At 42.3% G+C, this 20,135-nt stretch carries 20 protein-coding genes and 1 pseudogene; 2 read left to right on the top strand and 19 right to left on the bottom strand.

From position 1 onward, the window contains the following. The 12 genes from ACTHPA_RS03165 to rpsF form a co-directional block, all read right to left on the bottom strand. A complete protein-coding gene (locus tag ACTHPA_RS03165; protein WP_440498620.1) occupies window positions 1-837 on the bottom strand; it encodes a two-component system regulatory protein YycI in 837 nt (278 codons plus the stop codon). Beyond that, entirely contained in the window at window positions 824-2,161 is a 1,338-nt protein-coding gene (locus ACTHPA_RS03160) for a YycH family regulatory protein (protein WP_440498619.1), read from the bottom strand. Before ACTHPA_RS03160 ends, ACTHPA_RS03165 begins: the two co-directional genes overlap by 14 nt. Next, a complete protein-coding gene (gene walK, locus ACTHPA_RS03155) occupies window positions 2,152-3,978 on the bottom strand; it encodes a cell wall metabolism sensor histidine kinase WalK (protein ID WP_440498618.1) in 1,827 nt (608 codons plus the stop codon). The genes ACTHPA_RS03160 and walK overlap by 10 nt, the downstream gene beginning before the upstream one ends. A gap of 5 nt (window positions 3,979-3,983) precedes the next feature. After that, window positions 3,984-4,694 (bottom strand): response regulator YycF, encoded by a 711-nt coding sequence (gene yycF / locus ACTHPA_RS03150; protein WP_440498617.1) that lies wholly within the window; start codon window positions 4,692-4,694, stop codon window positions 3,984-3,986. Window positions 4,695-4,898: 204 nt separating this feature from the next. Next, window positions 4,899-6,362, bottom strand: coding sequence for a peptidoglycan DD-metalloendopeptidase family protein (locus tag ACTHPA_RS03145; RefSeq protein WP_440498616.1), 1,464 nt, complete (start codon window positions 6,360-6,362; stop codon window positions 4,899-4,901). Between the two features lie 269 nt (window positions 6,363-6,631). Continuing rightward, window positions 6,632-7,987, bottom strand: a complete 1,356-nt coding sequence (dnaB, locus tag ACTHPA_RS03140) for a replicative DNA helicase (protein WP_440498615.1) — start codon at window positions 7,985-7,987, stop codon at window positions 6,632-6,634. Between the two features lie 15 nt (window positions 7,988-8,002). Next, a complete protein-coding gene (rplI, locus tag ACTHPA_RS03135) occupies window positions 8,003-8,449 on the bottom strand; it encodes a 50S ribosomal protein L9 (protein ID WP_440498614.1) in 447 nt (148 codons plus the stop codon). 2 nt (window positions 8,450-8,451) lie between these two features. Beyond that, window positions 8,452-10,419 carry a DHH family phosphoesterase gene (locus ACTHPA_RS03130; protein WP_440498613.1) on the bottom strand — a complete coding sequence of 656 codons (1,968 nt, stop codon included), beginning with the start codon at window positions 10,417-10,419 and terminating at the stop codon, window positions 8,452-8,454. Window positions 10,420-10,431: 12 nt separating this feature from the next. After that, window positions 10,432-11,373: a YybS family protein gene (locus tag ACTHPA_RS03125; protein WP_440498612.1), complete on the bottom strand. Its 942-nt coding sequence runs from the start codon at window positions 11,371-11,373 to the stop codon at window positions 10,432-10,434. 222 nt (window positions 11,374-11,595) lie between these two features. Continuing rightward, window positions 11,596-11,832, bottom strand: coding sequence for a 30S ribosomal protein S18 (gene rpsR, locus ACTHPA_RS03120; protein WP_060204561.1), 237 nt, complete (start codon window positions 11,830-11,832; stop codon window positions 11,596-11,598). A 44-nt stretch (window positions 11,833-11,876) separates the two neighbouring features. After that, entirely contained in the window at window positions 11,877-12,389 is a 513-nt protein-coding gene (gene ssb, locus ACTHPA_RS03115) for a single-stranded DNA-binding protein (protein ID WP_440498611.1), read from the bottom strand. A gap of 72 nt (window positions 12,390-12,461) precedes the next feature. After that, complete coding sequence (gene rpsF / locus ACTHPA_RS03110) at window positions 12,462-12,749, bottom strand: 30S ribosomal protein S6 (RefSeq protein ID WP_432362740.1); 288 nt, start codon at window positions 12,747-12,749, stop codon at window positions 12,462-12,464. A 335-nt stretch (window positions 12,750-13,084) separates the two neighbouring features. Here rpsF and ACTHPA_RS03105 point away from each other — a divergent pair, with 335 nt between their 5' ends. Then, complete coding sequence (locus ACTHPA_RS03105; RefSeq protein ID WP_440498610.1) at window positions 13,085-13,645, top strand: DUF3267 domain-containing protein; 561 nt, start codon at window positions 13,085-13,087, stop codon at window positions 13,643-13,645. A 45-nt stretch (window positions 13,646-13,690) separates the two neighbouring features. Here ACTHPA_RS03105 and ychF read toward each other — a convergent pair whose 3' ends face one another. The 3 genes from ychF to ACTHPA_RS03090 all read right to left on the bottom strand — a co-directional run bounded on the left by ychF (window position 13,691) and on the right by ACTHPA_RS03090 (window position 15,996). Continuing rightward, window positions 13,691-14,791, bottom strand: a complete 1,101-nt coding sequence (gene ychF / locus ACTHPA_RS03100) for a redox-regulated ATPase YchF (RefSeq protein ID WP_440498609.1) — start codon at window positions 14,789-14,791, stop codon at window positions 13,691-13,693. An 81-nt stretch (window positions 14,792-14,872) separates the two neighbouring features. After that, on the bottom strand, window positions 14,873-15,076 hold the full coding sequence (locus ACTHPA_RS03095) for a DUF951 domain-containing protein (protein WP_440498608.1): 204 nt from the start codon (window positions 15,074-15,076) through the stop codon (window positions 14,873-14,875). 26 nt (window positions 15,077-15,102) lie between these two features. Next, complete coding sequence (locus ACTHPA_RS03090; RefSeq protein ID WP_440498607.1) at window positions 15,103-15,996, bottom strand: mechanosensitive ion channel family protein; 894 nt, start codon at window positions 15,994-15,996, stop codon at window positions 15,103-15,105. 94 nt (window positions 15,997-16,090) lie between these two features. Between ACTHPA_RS03090 and yyaC the strand changes: the two genes are divergently transcribed. Next, window positions 16,091-16,669 (top strand): spore protease YyaC, encoded by a 579-nt coding sequence (gene yyaC / locus ACTHPA_RS03085; RefSeq protein ID WP_440498606.1) that lies wholly within the window; start codon window positions 16,091-16,093, stop codon window positions 16,667-16,669. On the opposite strand, the gene ACTHPA_RS03080 is transcribed toward yyaC, so the two are convergent. The 4 genes and pseudogenes from ACTHPA_RS03080 to noc all read right to left on the bottom strand — a co-directional run bounded on the left by ACTHPA_RS03080 (window position 16,638) and on the right by noc (window position 20,049). After that, window positions 16,638-17,345 (bottom strand): DUF554 domain-containing protein, encoded by a 708-nt coding sequence (locus tag ACTHPA_RS03080; RefSeq protein ID WP_440498605.1) that lies wholly within the window; start codon window positions 17,343-17,345, stop codon window positions 16,638-16,640. The genes yyaC and ACTHPA_RS03080 overlap by 32 nt on opposite strands. A 63-nt stretch (window positions 17,346-17,408) precedes the next feature. After that, window positions 17,409-18,245, bottom strand: a complete 837-nt coding sequence (locus ACTHPA_RS03075) for a ParB/RepB/Spo0J family partition protein (RefSeq protein WP_440498604.1) — start codon at window positions 18,243-18,245, stop codon at window positions 17,409-17,411. Continuing rightward, window positions 18,238-18,998, bottom strand: a pseudogene (locus ACTHPA_RS03070) (ParA family protein). The gene ACTHPA_RS03075 and the pseudogene ACTHPA_RS03070 overlap by 8 nt, the downstream one beginning before the upstream one ends. 190 nt (window positions 18,999-19,188) lie before the next feature. Beyond that, window positions 19,189-20,049, bottom strand: coding sequence for a nucleoid occlusion protein (gene noc, locus ACTHPA_RS03065; RefSeq protein WP_440498603.1), 861 nt, complete (start codon window positions 20,047-20,049; stop codon window positions 19,189-19,191). Window positions 20,050-20,135: the final 86 nt, after the last annotated feature.

Below are 20,135 nucleotides of genomic sequence, written 5' to 3'. Positions count from 1 at the left end.
TTATTCTTTTTCATCCTCAACCTCATCAAGGTCTTCCTCTTCCACCTTATCCAATTGGAAGTCTATTACTTTACCTTCAATAGCATTGATGAAATGATCCTCGATGGTGCCATCTTTTAATTCTACACGAATATTCCATGTCGGAGCAAATACTTGCTTTCCAGTCAATTGAACAAGTGATGAGTACCCCGGCGTCACTTTCAACACTTTCGAATCCTGCTTTAAATAACCGCGGGCAGCGAGCGACGCAACTGCTTCATCCTGTGTCAATACTTCTTTCTTTCTGTTATCACTTGAGAATTTTTCTAGCATCCGCTGCTCATAATAGGTTACTTCGAAGTCTTCGTTCCAATGAATCGTCAAGGTTGCATTCGGGCTATAGAAAATCGGTTCTCCATTCACTTTTTGAAAGAAAATGGCTTTCTGATCCTCTTCATCTATATCCCATAGTTCATATTCAGACCCGCTCCAAACATACTTCGTCAGAAATTCCGTGAAATAAGGTTCTCCTTTATCATTCTGGATTAGAACTTGATCGATCATGTCGGATTCGATATTTGTATGATCGACAATTGTAATAGACTGACCTTCTAGCCCTTCCAATTCATCTTCGTTGAATGATTTCACGTCAGCGGAAATGTAGGAGAAGTCATTTTTAACGACTTCTGGGACATTATACGTAATATTTTCTTGCCTCATCAAATCCTCGATTGATGTTTTTCCTGCGACCTGTACATTTTGCGCCTCAGTATGCTGTTCCAAATACAAGAAATAAAGAAATATATTCAAAATCGAAAAGACAAAGATGAAAATCGTTTTCGTCCTACTCCAATCCAATTTGCTCACCCCCGCCTTGAACAGGTGTATAGGGATTCCAATTCCCTTTGGCTAGATAAAACCAAGCAGGCTCCATTACAAAAATCCGTTTTTCCACATCATGTCTCATCGTGTATCCTGCTGTAATTTCCTCAACCGTCCCAAAATCAAGTTTCTCCATTTCCATCAGCTCGTTAGCTACGTCTATACCCGAAGGCAGCACCACCGTATTTTCATCAAACGAAAAACCGAGTTTATAGTACGGCCGGATATAACGGAAAACCCGATCTTCGCCGTAATATTGTGCAATTTCCGTCATACCTGGTGCCATACCCGGCGTCTCGCCCAAAACCGGATAACCGTGAATAAACAGTTGGAATCTTACATAACGGGAATAAGGATTTATATACGAATACCTGAACGAATCAGTCCACCCACCGTGCTCATTGATCGAGTCGATGACATCGTTCAATAAGTCAGCAGGATCTGCCTCCTTCCGGCTTAATGCCGCAGGATGAGCGAAATTCAACATTTTCGATTCCGTATTCACAACTAATAACGCATGATCGTCACCAAATTCCTCATGTTTGGCATCCACTTGGCTGCGTCGCACTGCATTCGGGTCATTGAATAAGGCATCCCGAAAACGTGTCGGGCTTATTTCTTCTTGGTAGTACGTACTTTCAATCATGTTAATTGGTTCAGTAGGGACCGCCAAATAGACCGGATCTTGGACGTTTACTTCGGTGTAGGAAGGCAGTTTTTCCCCTTCCAGCACAATTTGACGATATGATTTCATCGTATATTCAGGTGTTATTTTTCCATGATAGCGAATTCTGTTTGCACGATTGATGAAATGCGCTTCAAATGCTACGTCCTTCGGATTCCACTTGACGACAATACGATCAAAGCTGAAATCCCGGAGATTATTATCCTCTATAGGCAAAATCTCATCATAAACAGACAATGGCACTTCCCCTTGAAAATACAAAGTGAACTGGTTTGGCTGTTCGAAAAACGATTTCATCTGCGCCTTACTCATCTCAATTGGTTCATACACCATTTGAGATATTTTCCAAGTTTTCATTTCCTTCAACACATTGTTAATGATCTTTTGGTCAGTCGTTCCCTTCAGTGCTTCATCATATTTGATAACATATTTATAAGGTTTGATAATGTCCTCTACTTGCTTCCGAGAGCCGATTGAAATATCGACTGTCGGTGATTGTTCAATTGTTGCCAACTGTGGGGAATACGTCCAAATGGAAAAGGTGAATGTGACGCTCAATAGAACGAGCAATAGTAAGATGATCGATTTAATCGGCTCAATATACTTCAATCCCACTCACCTTCCTCTTGTTGTTCAAAAGGCAACGTAAAGAAAATCGTCGTTCCTTTCCCTTCTTCACTTTCTGCCCATATTTCCCCGCCATGCGCGATGATCATTTCTTTCGCAATGGCGAGTCCGAGACCCGTTCCCCCCATTGCTCTTGAACGCGCACGGTCTGCCCTATAGAATCTGTCAAAAATACGATTCACATTCGCTTTCGGAATACCCATGCCATCATCGGAAATCATCACTTTAATATATGTTCCGGATGTCGTCACACCAAAGCGGACATCCCCGCCATCCGGGGAATATTTAAGTGCATTTGAGATAATATTATCAATCACCTGTGTCATTTTATCGGTATCAATTTCAACAAAAAGATCCGCTGAAGGCAACAAACGCTTGAAATGCACGTTCTGCGACTTCGAAAATTCAAATCTCTCAATAATCGAATTGAAGAAATGATTGAATTCCACCCATTCGGTGTTCAACTCATACTCCTTGCTATCCATTCTGGAAAGCTTCAACAGGTCATTGACAAGCCGGATCATCCGCTCTGTCTCCGTCTGCGTTACGCGAAGAAAGGAAGGAGCAATTTCTTCATTCTTCCAAGCACCTTCCGCCAATGCATCCAAATAACTTCTCATCGTTGTGAGTGGTGTACGGAGCTCATGAGAGACATTTGAAACAAATTCTCTTCGCTCCATGTCTATCTTTTCTTGTTCAGTATTGTCATGAAGGACGACGATGAGCCCGTTCACGAACCCCGTCTCCCTCTGCGTCACCGAAAAGGTTGCCCGTAGGATGTAAGGCTCCTTCTCTGTACTGAAGTCGAGCGCAATCGAATCCTTCACTTGAATCAGGTCTTCAAACGTATACTCTTGCTCCAATCCTAAAATGCTTGCAATCGGACGGTTCAATACTAGATCACGCGTCATCCGCAGCATCATGAGTGCAGAGTCGTTAATGAGGCTCACTCTGCCTTTACGATCCGTTGAAATGACGCCGTCCGTCATATTTTCAAGGACTGAGGCGAGCTTTCTTTGCTCACTTTCCGTAGTTGACTGCGACTCTTGGAGCTGATTCGTCAAATGGTTAAAGGCGATGGCAAGCTGCCCCATTTCGTCATCCCCGTATACATGGACCTTCCTTGAAAAGTTCCCTTGCGCCATCGCTTGCGCCTGGCGTCTCATATCCGAAATCGGCCGAGTGAATGTCCGGGCAATGAAGATGCCGATGATGATCGTGAATGTAAGGGATACCGCTACCCCACCGGCTAATATTTGATTGATTTCATTTATCTGCTTGAACACTTTTTGGATGTTGGCAGTTACATATAAAGCGCCGACAACTTCCATATTATTGTTCATTATCGGCGTAACGCGCACCATTACGCGTTTATTTGTAGTCGGGTCATAGTTAATAGTCTCATAAAATGTTTCTGAGGAGATGGATCTCCTTACACTGTCCTCCATCGATCGCTGGCCAACCAACGATTGATTACCTAATTCGGAAGTAGCCAAAATACGATACTTTGAGTTGATGACCCGAATTTCATTAATATCTTCCGATGTAAATCCCGAAAGGACGGACCGCAAGCTCTGCTCAATTGAAGGTTCTTCCGGTGGCCGGTCTTTTATCATTTCTTCACGGACACTGAATTCCACTAGATTCATCCTGTCCCTGACAGAATTCGTGAAGTTTGTCTTTAACGTTTCTTCAAGCTCCCTCGCGAAATAAAGACCGATGATCTGCATCGCTACAAGGATGAGCATAATATAGATAAGGACGAATTTTACGTGGATGGATCGAAAAAATCCGACTTTCTGCATTGTCCTTACTCCTGTTCCGGATCACGCAAATAGTAACCGACTCCACGTCTTGTCACAATCCACGTCGGGTGGCTTGGAGTGTCCTCAATTTTTTCGCGTAGGCGGCGTATTGTAACGTCCACTGTCCGCACATCCCCAAAATAATCATAGCCCCATACTGTCTGCAATAAATGCTCCCTCGTCATGACTTGTCCGATATGCTTTGCTAAATAATGCAGCAGTTCAAACTCACGGTGCGTAAGTTCAATCGACTCTCCGCGTTTTTGGACCAAATAAGCATCTGGCTGAATGACGAGCACTCCGACCGTAATTTCATTTGTCGCATCTTCCTGCTCATCGGACAATGTTTTGGAGTGCCGGCGCAAGTTTGCCTTCACGCGAGCAATCAATTCACGTGTTCCGAATGGTTTCGTCACATAATCATCCGCTCCAAGTTCCAGCCCAAGCACTTTATCAATTTCTGAGTCCTTCGCTGTTAGCATAATGATCGGAAAATCATATTTCTTCCTGACCTCTCTACACACTTCCATGCCATCGCGCTTCGGAAGCATAATATCGAGCAACATAATATCCGGCTGTACTTCTTCCACTTTCTCAAGAGCTTCTTCGCCGTCATAAGCGCAATGGACGATAAAGCCTTCCTTCTTCAAATTAAACTCCAATATATCTGCTATCGGTTTTTCATCATCTACGACTAAGATCGTTTTATTTTGCATAATTCATTCCCTTTCCCGCCACTGTGGCGCCAACTTATGATCAAATAGGTTCAACTTCTTGTTTAACTTGCAACTTGCATTGATCGATTGTACGGCATTCATTATATATTCTATCTCTTCCGCGATAAACCTTCTGCTCTAGCCTGTACAAAATTAGAAAAAGAGACGGCAACAGAATACTGTAGCGTCTCCATTCCTTACTCTTTATCTTAACACACTCAAAGGATTGATATTGGAACCGTTCTTGAACACTTCAAAATGCAAATGCATGCCTGTAGATCGCCCTGTAGATCCCATGACACCGATTTTAGAGCCTTGCGGTACTGTTTGTCCCACTTTAACTTCGATCGACGACAGATGGGCGTATAACGTCTTATAACCATTGTTATGCGTAATGATAATACGGTTTCCGTATGTACCATGATGACCGACGTCCGTTACGACTCCATTATCTGAAGCAAAAATTGAACGTGATGATGGACGTGCGATGTCAATGCCTTGGTGCACCCTGCCCCATCGTTTCCCCATTTGGCTCGATACATATCCGCCGTCAGCCGGCCACTTGAAGGTTCCTGTTCCACGTGAAGGGATCACTTTTGTACCGACGACTGTCACTTCATGGACAGGTTCTTCCAGTACATGTTCCTCTGCAACGGATTTTCCAACAACTTTCCCATTCTTTTTACGGATCAAGTGCGTGACAGACTTCTTGCCATCCGTTCCTTTTTGCTTAATTTTCTTTTCACCTTTAAATTCCGATTCATCTTTCTCGGTGAGTTTCTTGAACTGAATCGGGGCTATCTCTTTAGATTCATAGTGTGCTTCCACTTCTATGTAAGGTTCGAGAGCCGTCACGTTAAGCTCTTGTCCAATTTGAAGAACTGTATCTTCTGTAATCCCCGGATTGATTTCCATCAGTTTTGATGTCGACATATTGTGCGCACTCGCGATTTTCCCTAATACGTCACCTTCCTGGATTGCGTATTTCTTCTCTTCCAATGTGCCTTTATTCAACAAGGACATTGCCTCTTCTACGCTTCGTACTTCATCAGGTGCCGTTTGTCCTTCAGTCGCCTGTATACTCGCACTGAATTGAATGTTCGCGAGTCTTGTTTCATTTTCCTTTAACGGTGGTAAAGGTTCAGTAGATTGTTGGCGGGCTTCGAATTCTGCAAGCTCCTCTTCGGTAACTGTTTGCAATGTCAGCTCTTGGATCACTTCTTCATAATCGGCCATGTCTTTGACGAAGAATGCAGTCTCTTCATCAATTTGGACACCGATCGCTTCCGCCTCCACGGTAAGCATGTCCTGAAGTTTTTCGAGGATCTGTTCATCGTCTGTTCCTACCGTAAAGACTTTTTCCGGAACGACAGACAATTCAGTTCCGATGGTCAATGGGAGACCTTCATATTCGGAGGCCGCTTTTTCCAATTCCTCTTGTTTGAGCTGTTCGATCTTTTTCTCATCGGATACCATTCCTACATAATTTTTGTCCGAGTAAACATGGTATATGGTATGGATTGTTGAGTTTTCCTCTTTTGCTAGGGCAAAACCAGAACTGATGCCTGCCCCAGTAAGCAGCATCGTAATGATGCCTACCTTTTGGACTTTTTTATATATGTTACTTCTATTCTTTTGTTCGTTCATACTGTCTTTCTTGAAAAACATCGTTTCGTACTCCCTCCGACTGGCAACTGCTACAAGAAGCCTATCATCCTGAAAGATTTTTACGCTTCTTCAATTTATCATATCTGCTAAGTTGCTTGTGAATTTACAAGCATTTGTAATGAACTTGTAGTATTGCAACCAATTATTCCTTATTTCTTTCCAATTGTTAGTAATAAATAAGGAGTTGCTACTTCGCGATAATAGTCCTATATATGCCAAAAAACCTTGATTCACCATTGTTAGGTGAATCAAGGCTTTTTCTGTATCTATTACTGATAGGATGGAGCTTCGTGTTGGCTCCAGTCAATGTTGAGGAACTTATTGAATTCCTTCGCAAAAGCTAAGGTGACTGTACCGGTTGGGCCGTTCCGCTGCTTCGCTATAATAATCTCGATCATATTCTGGTTCTCTGTTTCTTTATCATAGTAATCTTCCCGATAAAGGAAAGAGACGATATCCGCATCTTGCTCGATACTTCCTGATTCCCTCAAGTCGGACATCATCGGCCGCTTGTCTTGACGTTGTTCTACGCCACGGGAAAGCTGGGAGAGCGCGATGACTGGAATTTTCAATTCACGCGCCAGCGCTTTTAAAGAACGAGAGATTTCGGATACTTCCTGTTGGCGGTTCTCACCAGAACGGCCGCTTCCCATAATGAGCTGCAAATAATCGATCATGATCATGCCCAGACCATGCTCCTGCTGGAGACGGCGGCATTTAGAACGGATTTCGTTAATTCGGATGCCGGGTGAGTCGTCAATGAAGATACCGGCATTGGATAGACTTCCCATTGCCATCGTCAGTTTCCGCCAATCCTCAGCTTCCAAATTCCCTGTCCGCATCACTTGCGCATCAATATTCCCTTCCGCGCAAAGCATACGCATGACGAGTTGTTCCGCGCCCATCTCCAAACTGAAAATCGCGACGTTTTCTCCCGCCTTCGTCGCAACGTTTTGCGCCACGTTTAGGGCGAACGCCGTTTTACCAACGGAAGGACGGGCCGCTACAATAATGAGGTCATTTCGCTGAAATCCAGCCGTAATTTTGTCGAGGTCACGGAATCCAGTTGGAATACCTGTCACTTCTCCTTTTCTCGTATGGAGAATCTCGATATTGTCATATGTTTCCACAAGTACATCTTTAATGTGCTTGAAATCACCGGCATTTTTCCTACTGGATACTTCCATGATCCTTTTTTCTGCTTCGGAAAGGACCGCTTCGACTTCATCCTCTTTCGTAAAACCTTCTTCGACAATATTGGTTGCTACGCGGATGAGTCGTCTCAGAAGCGACTTCTCTTCGACTATCTTGGCATAATACTCGATATTCGCTGCTGTCGGGACAGCATTTGCAACTTCGGTTAAATATGAAATACCACCGACGTCTTCCAATTCCTTCTTCGCGGAAAGCTCTTCTGTTACCGTAACGACGTCAATCGGTTGTCCCCTATCGCTCAGGATCTGCATTGTGTCGAATATTTTTTCATGAGCTGTTCTGTAAAAGTCTTCGGGACGAAGAATCTCTGAAGCAGTGATTAATGCTTCAGGCTGTAAGAAAATCGCTCCAATGACTGATTGTTCGGCTTCGTTATTATGCGGGGGGACACGATCATACATCTGGTCCATCTTTATCGCTCCCTATCATTCTTCAGTTACATGGACTTTAAGCGTAGCTGTAACTTCTGGGTGCAGTTTGATCGGCACATTTGTATATCCGAGCGCCCGTATCGCATCAGGCAGTTCCATCTTACGGCGATCCACTTTGATTTTATGAGTTTTCTCAAGAGCATCGGCAATCTGCTTAGTCGTAATCGATCCGAATAGACGTCCGCCTTCGCCGGATTTCGCTTTCATTTCCACAGTTTTCTCGTCAATAACTTCTTTTAGTTTTTTAGCTTCAGCCAATTCTGCCGCCGCGTCTTTTTGAGCACGCTTTTTCTGACCTTCGAGTTGGCTTAAGTTTGCAGGTGTCGCTTCAATAGCCAATTTGTTTTTCAACAGGTAGTTTTGTGCATAGCCTACAGAGACTTCCTTCACTTCGCCTTTTTTACCTTTGCCTTTAACGTCTTTCAAAAAAATAACTTTCATCGTCAATTTCCCCTTTCCAATTTATCTTCTATAGCGGATTTCAATAAATGAACCGCTTCTTCTATCGTTTCCACTTCAAGCTGGCAAGCTGCATTCGTCAAATGCCCGCCGCCTCCAAGCTCCTCCATGACGAGCTGTACATTCAGCTCTCCAAGTGATCTTGCACTAATTCCAATTTTCCCATCCGAACGAGAAGCGATGACAAACGAGGCGATGACTCCTTGCATCGTCAGAAGGATGTCAGCAGTCTGTGCAATCAGCACCGAGCTATAGATGATGCCTTCTTCACCTTTTGCAATCGCGATGCCTGAAGAAGTAAGCTCAACCGTTTCAATCAATTTCGACCGCTGGATGTAGGTGTCGATATCTTCCTTCAGCAGCCTCTGCACTAATACTGTATCGGCACCATTTGTCCGTAAATAGGAAGCCGCCTCGAACGTCCTCGACCCTGTTCGCAATGTAAAACTTTTCGTATCAACGACTATTCCTGCTAGCAGGGCAGTTGACTCAAGCATCGTCAGTTTTTCATGCTTTGGCTGGTATTCTACAAGCTCTGTAACAAGCTCGGCTGTAGAAGATGCGTACGGTTCCATATAGACGAGCATCGTGTTATTAATGAACTCCTCACCACGTCTATGATGGTCGATAACGACAACCTTTTCGGCTTTTTCGATCAACCGCTCATCAATGACCATACTCGGCTTATGCGTATCAACGATCACAAGAAGGGATTTTTCGGTCAACATCAATAATGCTGTTTCTGGATCGACAAATTGAGAAAAAAGTTCTTCATCCCTTTTGATTTCTTCCATTAGGCGAGTCACACTTGCATCCAATTCATCAAAATTAAGGACGACATGACCTTCCAAATTGTTCATCCTTGCCATCTTCCGCACTCCAATGGAAGCACCAATCGCGTCCATATCCGGCATCTTATGGCCCATAATAAGAACTTTATCACTGCCTTGAATCAAATCTCGTAAAGCATGCGAGATGACCCTAGCACGTACACGGGTCCTCTTTTCCACCGGATTTGTCTTGCCTCCGAAAAATTTAAGTTTACCGTCTTTGTGCTTAATGGCGACCTGATCGCCTCCGCGTCCGAGCACAAGATCCAAACTCGATTGCGCCAGCTCTCCAAGCTCTGTCAGTGAGGCGGAGCCAGTACCGACACCTATGCTAAGTGTCAAGCTTGCATTCTGCTTTGCGGTCCTTTCTCGTATATCATCCAATATCGTAAATTTCGCCGTTTCCAAATTGGAAAGGATTGCTTCATTGAATACTGCCAAGAAACGATCAGATGCAATCCTTTTTACAAAAATACCGTTATCCATCGCCCATTGATTCACGAGTGATGTAACAAGTGAATTAAGATTGCTTCGTGTCTGGTCATCCATCGTCTGGGCTAGCTCGTCATAATTGTCGATGAGCATAACTCCGAGTACAGTACGGTCTTGGTAATAAAGCGATTCGATTTCTACTTTTTCAGTGACATCGAATAAGTAAATCAGTTTTTCCTCAGCCCTGTAAATGACTTGATAAGTGGAACCTCCGAATTTCAAAGTCGTCTTTTGCTCATCATTTTTAAGAACGGATTGAAATGTATCAGATAGCTGAAACAATTCCTCTCCAATCAACGTCTCTTTATCAAAGATATTGACAGCATAGGGATTTGCCCATTCAATGATCTGTTTTTCATTAAAAAGGATAATGGCGATCGGCAATTCGAGCAATGCCTCTTCCCCGACCTTTTTCAGCCGGTAGGATAGAGATTCGATATGCTTCTCTGTTTCCACATATGTCTGCTCTTCAAGCTTCCAGGCGATGCCTATGGCTATTGTAAAAGGAATCGTAAATAAAAGGCCACCCCAGAAGTTTGAAAGTAACAAAAGGACGGCCGCTATCAATCCAAGGAGAGATATGACAGTCAGTGGATATCGGATAACTCTTCTTCTATAAAATGACCTCATTGTCTCATCCCCTTACTTCAAGTTGTCTTTTCCGATCCAAGCACGGATATTCACGCCTATATCAAGTATGCCAAGAAGTGTGGTTATTGGACTGAAAAGCAATGCAAAAATCGTAGCGAACACCGTGGCAACTGTCGGCAGTTTCATTTTGTACATGAAGTATTGAACTAATGCCAGCCCTTGTAATAGCAAAAGGACACGCAATATGATCGTCGCATTGACATATAGCAAAAAAGCCGAGGATTCAGGTTTCAAATCCATTATATAAGGGAGCAGAATAATGAGCCCATAGATGAAAATGGTAATGACGGGCAGTTTCATTTCCCTGAATGGCGAAAATTTAGGTACTGGATGACCAAGTCTCCTCAGTACTTCGAAATTTGGAATGACCATGATGAACGCAAACATATACACCGATAGAATAAAAATGGCAGGAATAGCAGATCGATACATCGTAAATGCTTCTTCCACTATTTTTTCATAGCTTTCCGGCAATGCACCAAAATTTGCGAGAGATGCCTTGAATTGCATTTCCATCTCTTTCAGCATAGCCATCAGACTATCAATAGCATTAATTTCGAAAACAAGTGCAACTATCAGATAAACCAATACGCCTGTCAGGATGAAAAAGAGTCCTGTTGCCATGAACGTGTAAAGCTTTGATTTTCCTAGAAGCACCGATTCCGCGATCAGAAAGCCGAGCAATCCAAATACCACGGCAAAAGGCACTAATAAAATGCCCCCGACGACGAGGGACAAAATACTGCCTGCAAGTGCAACGAAAATCGTCGAGCTCCTATCATAACGAAGCCGATAAAGGATAATCGGCAACGGGATGAAAATCAGTATGATGCTTCCGAGAAGAGGGATATATAGAGCACCCGCCAGCAGAATCGTGAACAATGCGAGCATCATCGCACCGTATGTTATTTTTCGAGATTGGTCCTGCATCATTCAGTTCCTCCGTCCAGTCAATGGACTTAGTATTGTCTAACTCCTCATATGTAATGAGTCCTTATAATTGTATCATGATTACTACCGATTAACCAAAGGACAGAACGGATCCCCTACATTGAATAAAATGTATATTTCCCAGGAAACGCATAAATTGCCCAATAAAAAAACCACCTTGGGACCGGGAATGCCGGTATCACAAGGCGGTTTTAAAAAGTATAATTATCTTTCTTCCGAAACGAACGGAAGAAGTGCCATAATACGAGCACGTTTAATAGCAGACGTTAATTTACGTTGATATTTTGCGCTTGTACCAGTTACACGGCGAGGCAAGATTTTTCCACGTTCAGAAACGAATTTCTTAAGTAGATCAGTATCTTTGTAATCGATATGTGTAATATTATTCGATGTAAAATAGCAGACCTTACGACGTCTGCGACCTCCACGGCGTGGTGCCATATCGCTTTCCCTCCTTACTTGACTACGTTACTGGCAATCATTCATCAGAACGGCAAATCGTCATCCGACACTTCAATCGGCCCGCTGCCCATCGAGAATGGATCATTGTCAGTACGTGTATAATTTTGTTGTTGTGCTGGTTGTTGATATTGCTGGTTCGGCTGCTGATTCTGATAATAAGGTTGTTCGTTCTGTGGTGCTCCACCATAAGCAGCTCCAGATCTCTCAGCATTTGCACTGCGTGGCTCAAGGAACTGCACGCTGTCCGCTACGACTTCTGTCATGAAGACACGTTTGCCGTCTTGTCCATCGAAGCTGCTCGTTTGGATACGACCTTCGATACCAGCAAGACTTCCTTTACGTAAAAAGTTCGCAGTGTTTTCCGCCTGTTTTCTCCAAGTGACACAGTTGATGAAATCAGCTTCACGCTCGCCTGACTGGCTTGAGAATGTCCGATTCACTGCTAGCGTAAAGCGCGTTACCGCGATTCCGCTCTGTGTGTACTTGAGTTCAGGATCTTTTGTCAATCGGCCAACTAAAACGACACGGTTAATCATCAGAATGCAACCTCCCTCATCATTTTCAAGTTTCACCTTTTAACAAGGTACTGCATTTCGTTCTTATATGGATTAGTTGTCGAGACGAACAGCCATATGACGAATGATATCTTCATTGATGTTCGCAAGACGTGTAAATTCATCGATTGCTTCAATACCTGCGTTAGCTGTCACCAATTGGTAGTAGCCTTCACGCAAGTCGTCGATTTCGTATGCAAGACGACGCTTGCCCCACTCTTTCGACTCGATGATTTCCGCTCCGTTAGAAGTAAGGATGTCATCGAAACGTGTGATCAATGCTTTTTTCGCTTCATCTTCCAATGTTGGACGGATGATGTACATAATTTCGTACTTTCTCATCTTTAGTCACCTCCTTATGGACTTTGGCCCACTTGTTACGGCGGGCAAGGAGTAAGTAATTTTTATTACTCACATCATCATATTTTAACATGATGTCTGTAGACAATCAACTATTAAATATGAATAAGATATGAGCAGTTGCTTTCCGTTCCAGCGCTCGCTTTCCGTGGGCGTCGCCTCAGTCTCCTCGTCCGCTCATTCTTCGCTTCCTGCGGGGTCTTCGACTGACGCTTTTCCCACAGGAGTCTCGCGCTTCCACTCCAAGCCTCTGCAGCTTATTAAATGGCAAGTAAAGCTAAATAAATTGTGTATAATTATAATGAGGGGTGATTTAATTGGATAATTCATCCGAGCCGGATAAAATCATTGAGATTGATTTGCCTAAGGTGGCGAAGCGGGGATTAATGCTAACTTTTTTGAGTCTTATTGGATTGATCATTTTAAGGATGTTGATTGAGGGGGAATTTACTTTCTCAATCAACATTTGGAGTGTTTTGTTTTTTGTAGTTGGTTATGTAGTTTTGATTGTCCTTCATGAGCTTTTTCATCTGCTTGGTTTCCGGGTGTTTGGCAAGGTGCCTTGGAAGAGCATGGTTGTTGGGATGAATCTCAAGTTGGGGATTGCTTATGCTACGACGGATCGCCTAATGACGAACAAGGCTATCCGGAAAGCGTTATTGCTTCCTTTTTGGACGACTGGTGTAGTGCCTGCCATTATTGGACTGGCATTCGGAAATGGAATCTGGCTGACTTTGGCCGCTTTTCTGATAGGTGGTGCTGCTGGTGATTTCGCCATGCATAAGGAATTGAAAAAACTTCCGGATGATTGGCTTGTGAAAGACGATCCCGAGGAGCCAAAGTTGTACTTATTTGAGCCAGGACGCAATATACAGTAAAACAACCGGAAAAGGATATCCCTTCTCCGGTTGTTTTTCATTTGCTTACACGTTAAATCTAAACAACATAACGTCCCCGTCTTGGACGATGTATTCTTTTCCTTCAAGACGGACTTTGCCTGCTTCTTTTGCAGCTGCCATAGATCCGGCTTCCACAAGTGCATCATACGAAACAGTTTCTGCACGGATGAAACCACGTTCGAAGTCCGTATGGATAACGCCCGCACATTGGGGTGCTTTCATCCCTTTTCGGAATGTCCATGCACGGACTTCTTGAACGCCTGCCGTGAAGTATGTCGCAAGTCCCAACAAATGATATGAAGCTTTGATCAGTTGATCAAGACCGGATTCCTTGATGCCTAGTTCTTCTAGGAACATAGCCTTTTCTTCATCATCAAGTTCAGCCATTTCTTCCTCAACTTTTGCACTGACTACAATTACTTCGGCATTGTCCTTCTTGGCAAAGTCGCGAACCATTTTGACATATTCGTTCTCTTCCGCATTCGCAATTTCATCTTCTGAAACGTTTGCAACGTAAAGCATCGGCTTGATTGTAAGTAGGTGCATCCCTTTAATAAGTTGAAATTCTTCCGGTGTCAGTTCGACGGAACGGGCAGGCTTTTCATTCTCGAATGCTTCTTTCAGTTTAAGCAACACAGGCTCTTCAGCCATCGAATCTTTGTCTTTCTGCTTCGCCATTTTGGATACGCGTGTTAAACGCTTGTCCACGCTTTCCATGTCAGCGAGGATGAGTTCCAAGTTGATGACTTCGATGTCGTCAATTGGATTCACCTTTCCAGATACGTGTGTAATATTTTCATCGTCGAAGCAACGAACAACTTGACAAATCGCATCAACCTCACGGATATGAGATAGGAACTTATTTCCTAACCCTTCTCCTTTGCTCGCCCCTTCTACAATTCCTGCGATATCTGTAAATTCAAAAGCTGTCGGTACTGTCTTTTTCGGTACAACAAGCTCCGTCAATTTTTGAAGCCTTTCATCAGGCACTTCTACAATTCCAACATTTGGATCAATCGTACAGAATGGATAGTTGGCAGCTTCTGCTCCCGCCTTTGTAATTGCGTTGAATAGAGTCGACTTCCCAACGTTTGGCAAACCGACGATACCAGCTGTTAACGCCATATATTTCCCAACCTTTCATATAGGTCAATTTCATAATCATCATTGCAACTCTTCTATTATAAGAATTGTTGGCGTTCCTGTCTAATTTTGCTCAGTTTCCGCCTTAACCAGCACTTTTTTCATCTTCTTAGCAAACTCATTGCGTGGAATCATGACACTATGGCCGCATCCCTCACATTTTATCCGAATGTCGGCGCCCATCCGTATTATTTTCCATGCATTCGTTCCACATGGATGCGGTTTTTTCATTTCCACAACATCTTTCAATTGAAACTCTTTTTCCACTTACCATTTCACTCCTTCCCTTTTCTTTACGCGTTATTGAATGATTTTGAAACAAGGGTAGGATATGGGATTTCCATTCCTTCCCTTTCCAAATGCTTTTTGATCCCCATGCTTATGTTTCTCGCAATATCGAAATGACGCATTGGCAGCGTTTCGACGATAATTCTTTCAATGACGGCATCCTCTGTAAAGTCATGCGCTCCAATCAATTTCGGTTTTCCTAGTAAGTCCAGATTGTCTTTGCTCATTGATTCGAGATATGCATCAATCGACTTTTCTACTTTCTCAATGCCAAGTTCAAATGGAATAGTGACATCTACAATGGCCAAAGAGTTTTTCAATGAATAATTGATGACTTGAGCAATTGTTCCATTCGGTAAAATGAAAAGCTCACCTGTGAAGTTTTTGATTTTCGTTGTCCGCAGTCCGATCTCTTCCACAGTACCTTCTGCAGTGCCAATTTTGACGTAATCACCAACAGAAAACTGATCTTCAAAAAGGATGAAAAATCCTGAGATGACATCTTTCACGAGGCTCTGTGCGCCAAAGCCAACAGCTAGTCCTAGTACCCCTGCTCCAGCAAGAAGTCCCTTCACATCAATATTAAACTCTTGAAGAATTGCCAAAATTGCGGAAAAAGAAATTACATAACTGAGCGTGTTCTCGAGCAGTTTAAGCAATGTCTGTTCCCGACGCTCTTCTTTTCGAATGGGACCTTTTAACTTGATCTTAAAAATCCTTCGAATAATATACTTGCCAACATGGATGACAAGTACAGAGATGGCGATGATAAAGACAATTTTAATGAAGAGCTCTATAAAAGAAAACCATGTATCTTCAGAGAATATGAACTTACGAACTTTCTCTGACTCCTCGTCAAATAATAGTTTCCTTATAAGTTCTTTTAGCGATTCTGTCATCCGCATCATACCTTTCCGTATAAATCCTCATGTAGCGGCGTATACTTCTACACAATCAATTAATGGAATACTAAATTCAGAATGGAGTTTTGTCATGCACACAGCACTTTCTACTGATTATGATTATCGTATTCATTATAATGAAACAGGTGCTGTTTGGAAGCTCAGCACATATTTTCTTGAACATCTTCCTTTTCATCAAGACTCTTTAACTTTCTTTTGCATTGGAACTGATCGATCTACGGGTGATGCATTAGGTCCGTTAACTGGTTCTCATTTGTCAGAATCTTTACTTTTTCCATTTCAAGTTGTCGGAACACTAGAAAAGCCATTGCATGCTCTTAATTTACAACAACAATTAGATGAGCGCTTAGCGATGAACCCCTCCCCTTACATCGTTGCAATTGATGCATGTTTAGGAAGAAGCGATTCCATCGGTCATTTACTTTTCAATCAAGGACCTCTCTATCCTGGCAAAGCGGTTGGAAAAGAGTTGCCTCCAGTAGGTAATTTGTCTATCAAAGGAGTTGTCAATATATCTGGATTTATGGAACAGGCTGTCCTGCAAAGCACAAGATTGCATCTTCCATTTGAGATGAGCCGAATCATTTCCCGTTCCCTTCAACTAGCCTACGGTCGTTTTAAAACAGGAAATGAACGATTGTTACAATGATGCCAACGATGACGATTCCCGGAATAAGATTTGCCACCCGGATTTTTGTAATCCCAATTAGGTTCAATCCAATTCCAATAATCATTAAACCGCCTGTAGCAGTCACTTCGGAAATGAAAAATTGTAACAACTCATCTGGAATAAAGCGGCTAATTTGCGTTGAAAATACTGTAATAAGACCTTGGTAAAAGAATACTGGAACTGCCGCAATCATAACGCCGATACCAAGTGTGGAACTAAGAATGACAGAGGTAAATCCATCAATTATCCCCTTCATGATCAATACATCATGGTCATTGCGCAATCCGCTGTCTATCGCTCCGATAATAGCCATTGAACCGACGACGAAGATAAGAGTTGCCGTGACAAAACCTTGAGCGATACCAGGTCCTTCTTTTTTGGAAGGCAGTTTTAACTCAATCCATTTCCCCAGTGCATTGATTTTATCATCAAGATTCATCCATTCCCCAACGATTGCACCTAAAACAATGCTAATGATGACAATTAATATTTGAGTACTTTCAAATGTCATTTGGATGCCAATCGCTGCGACCGCCAAGCCGATTCCATACATAACGGTCTCTTTCATCCGTTCTGGAATGTTATATAGAAAACGGCCAAGCATAGCTCCTACTATTATTAACAAGGCGTTTATAATCGAACCGAATAAAATCATTGTTTTTCACTTCCATCTGCTAAAAATAATACCTATTTTGCGATATGCAAAATAGGTACAGGCTCATTCGTTCAATAGATCCAAGATTCTTTCAAGATCCTCTTCTGTGAAAAACTCGATCTCGATTTTACCTTTGTTTTTCGATTTCTTTATCGTCACATTTGTTCCAAAATACTCCCTTAAGTGCGACTCTTGCTCTTCTAAGAAAATGTTTTTCTTTTCTGGCTTTGTTTCACGTGGAACATCTTCGTTAATTCGATGGACTAACTTTTCCAGTTGTCGGACATTCAAGCCTTCGCTAATTGTCTTTTCAGCAATTAACAGAATTTGTTCTTTCTTCCGAAGTCCAAGTAATGTACGACCGTGTCCCATTGAAAGTTTCCCATCTGTAATCATCTTCCGCACTTTTTCAGGTAAACTTAGCAATCGGACATGGTTTGCAATATGGGGACGGCTTTTCCCTAATCGAAATGCAAGTTGCTCCTGCGTAAGACTAAGATTATCCATCAACTTTTGATATGCTTCCGCTTCCTCGATTGGCGTCAGATCTTCGCGTTGCAAGTTTTCAAGGATTGCCATTTCCATTGATTCTTCATCTGTCAGTTGGCGAACGACTGCCGGAATTTCTACTAATCCTGCCATCTTGGCTGCCCTAAAACGTCTTTCTCCTACTACAATTTCATATATCGTCCCTACTTTTCGGACAATGATCGGTTGTAAAATCCCATGTTCTTTAATTGATTCGCTTAATTCTTGAATTGCATTCTCATCAAAAATTTTCCTTGGCTGATATGGATTCACTTTAATGCTTTTCAATCGGACATTCTCGATTGACTCTGCTTTTGTCAAAGACTCATCTGGAAATAAAGCATTCAATCCTTTACCAAGACCTTTAGCCATTGTGCACCACTTCCTTTGCCAGCTCTAAATATACTTCCGCGCCCCTCGATCTTGAATCATAAATGATGATCGGCTCTCCGTGGCTTGGCGCTTCACTTAGTCGAACATTTCGTGGAATGATCGTTCCGTACACTTTATCTTGAAAATACTTCTTCACTTCTTCAATGACTTGAATTCCCAAATTTGTCCTCGCATCGAACATTGTTAATAAAACGCCATCAATTGTAAGTCCTTCATTCAAATGCTTTTGGACAAGCCTGATTGTACTAAGCAATTGGCTCAATCCTTCCAAAGCGTAATATTCACATTGGACCGGAATGATGACAGAATCTGCAGCGGTTAATGAGTTAATTGTCAATAACCCTAACGATGGCGGGCAATCAATAATAATATAATCATACAATTCTTTTGCTTCTTGAATCGCATGTTTCATTCGTACTTCCCTTGAAATGGTTGAAACTAATTCGATTTCCGCACCTGCCAATGAAATGGTTGCTGGTACGATATCGAGGTTTCCATCTTCGTATGGTGAATGACTTCCTGTATGTGGACATCATCGATTAACATATCGTAAATACATTGATGTACGTCTCCTTTATTGACCCCTACCCCGCTCGTTGCATTTCCTTGTGGATCTGCATCTATCAACAAAACCTTTTTGCCGATATGTGCAAGGCAAGCACTAAGATTTACCGAAGTGGTTGTCTTACCAACTCCTCCTTTTTGATTGGCAATGGCTATAATTTTACCCACACTTGCACCTGCTTTCTCACTCATCTATCAAAAAGTTTTCTTCAATAATGAATAGATTCATTCTTTTTCAGTTACTCTTTACTAGTTTATCAAAAAATCGTTCGTCATGGTAATGTATAGCGCAAAAAAACTCCTGCTTCAGTCAAGCAAGAGTCATCTCGCACTCATTACGAGAATACTATGTTGTTTTTTATTTCTTTTTAGGTATTTTAACAGTGATTGTGTAGAAATCCTCTGTATCTTCTTCTTCTGTTTTTACGTCAATTCCACTTTTCGTAACTAGCGCCAATGACTGCCGAATTGTATTCAATGCAATTCGTACGTCTTTGCTGACCGATTTCCTTTTGACAACTTGCTTTTTTCCCTTCTCTTCTTCAACGGGGTTCAAGGCTTGCTGAATTCTATCTTCCAATTGCTTTACATTGAGCTGTTCCTCAATCGCCATCTTGAATAGCTTATGCTGCAATTCCGCATCCTTAACAGAAATCAAAGCCCTTGCATGTCTTTCGGATATTTCCTTTGAAAGAATACTATTTTTGATATCGTCAGGTAGTTTCAATAAACGCAGCTTATTGGCAACTGTTGATTGACCCTTCCCAAGCCTTTGCGCTAAAGCTTCTTGCGTTAAACCATGCAATTCAAGTAATTTTTCATATGCATACGCTTCTTCGATTGCCGTTAATTCCTCACGCTGCAAGTTTTCAATCAAAGCAATGGAAGCTGTTTCTTTGTCATCGAGATCGCGAATGATGGCCGGTACTTCTTCCCAACCTAATTTTTTCATTGCTCGGAATCTTCGTTCACCTGCAATGATTTCATAACCATCGTCGCTTTTCCTGATAACAATCGGTTGAATGACTCCGTGTGTGTGAATTGTTCGGGCAAGTTCTTCAATTTTTTCTTCGGAAAAAATAGTACGAGGTTGATATTTATTTGGTTTAATTAAATCTATCTTTACTTGATCAACTTTCTCTTGTGGAGTTTTATCTATGTTCTGTAAATCAGGTTCTTTTTCTCCACTACCAAAAAACCGTGAAAACGTGTTTTTCATCGCCGGCACCCACCTTTACAAAACTGCTCATCGTTAATAGCTATTTCGTCATATCTATTATATATCCTCTTTATTACTTATTAAAG

It is taken from the genome of Sporosarcina sp. SAFN-015 (assembly GCF_051966875.1).
Taxonomy (GTDB): domain Bacteria; phylum Bacillota; class Bacilli; order Bacillales_A; family Planococcaceae; genus Sporosarcina.
Note: the sequence above shows the minus strand (reverse complement) of the source record. Positions and strands in the feature narration are given on the sequence as shown.

Coding starts and splice junctions, on each gene's coding strand:
- walK (WP_440498618.1), bottom strand. CDS start 3,978: ATGCAGAAAGTCGGATTTTTTCGATCCATCCACGTAAAATTCGTCCTT.
- yycF (WP_440498617.1), bottom strand. CDS start 4,694: ATGCAAAATAAAACGATCTTAGTCGTAGATGATGAAAAACCGATAGCA.
- ACTHPA_RS03145 (WP_440498616.1), bottom strand. CDS start 6,362: ATGTTTTTCAAGAAAGACAGTATGAACGAACAAAAGAATAGAAGTAAC.
- dnaB (WP_440498615.1), bottom strand. CDS start 7,987: ATGGACCAGATGTATGATCGTGTCCCCCCGCATAATAACGAAGCCGAA.
- rplI (WP_440498614.1), bottom strand. CDS start 8,449: ATGAAAGTTATTTTTTTGAAAGACGTTAAAGGCAAAGGTAAAAAAGGC.
- ACTHPA_RS03130 (WP_440498613.1), bottom strand. CDS start 10,419: ATGAGGTCATTTTATAGAAGAAGAGTTATCCGATATCCACTGACTGTC.
- ACTHPA_RS03125 (WP_440498612.1), bottom strand. CDS start 11,373: ATGATGCAGGACCAATCTCGAAAAATAACATACGGTGCGATGATGCTC.
- rpsR (WP_060204561.1), bottom strand. CDS start 11,832: ATGGCACCACGCCGTGGAGGTCGCAGACGTCGTAAGGTCTGCTATTTT.
- ssb (WP_440498611.1), bottom strand. CDS start 12,389: ATGATTAACCGTGTCGTTTTAGTTGGCCGATTGACAAAAGATCCTGAA.
- rpsF (WP_432362740.1), bottom strand. CDS start 12,749: ATGAGAAAGTACGAAATTATGTACATCATCCGTCCAACATTGGAAGAT.
- ychF (WP_440498609.1), bottom strand. CDS start 14,791: ATGGCGTTAACAGCTGGTATCGTCGGTTTGCCAAACGTTGGGAAGTCG.
- ACTHPA_RS03090 (WP_440498607.1), bottom strand. CDS start 15,996: ATGACAGAATCGCTAAAAGAACTTATAAGGAAACTATTATTTGACGAG.
- yyaC (WP_440498606.1), top strand. CDS start 16,091: ATGCACACAGCACTTTCTACTGATTATGATTATCGTATTCATTATAAT.
- ACTHPA_RS03080 (WP_440498605.1), bottom strand. CDS start 17,345: ATGATTTTATTCGGTTCGATTATAAACGCCTTGTTAATAATAGTAGGA.
- ACTHPA_RS03075 (WP_440498604.1), bottom strand. CDS start 18,245: ATGGCTAAAGGTCTTGGTAAAGGATTGAATGCTTTATTTCCAGATGAG.
- noc (WP_440498603.1), bottom strand. CDS start 20,049: ATGAAAAACACGTTTTCACGGTTTTTTGGTAGTGGAGAAAAAGAACCT.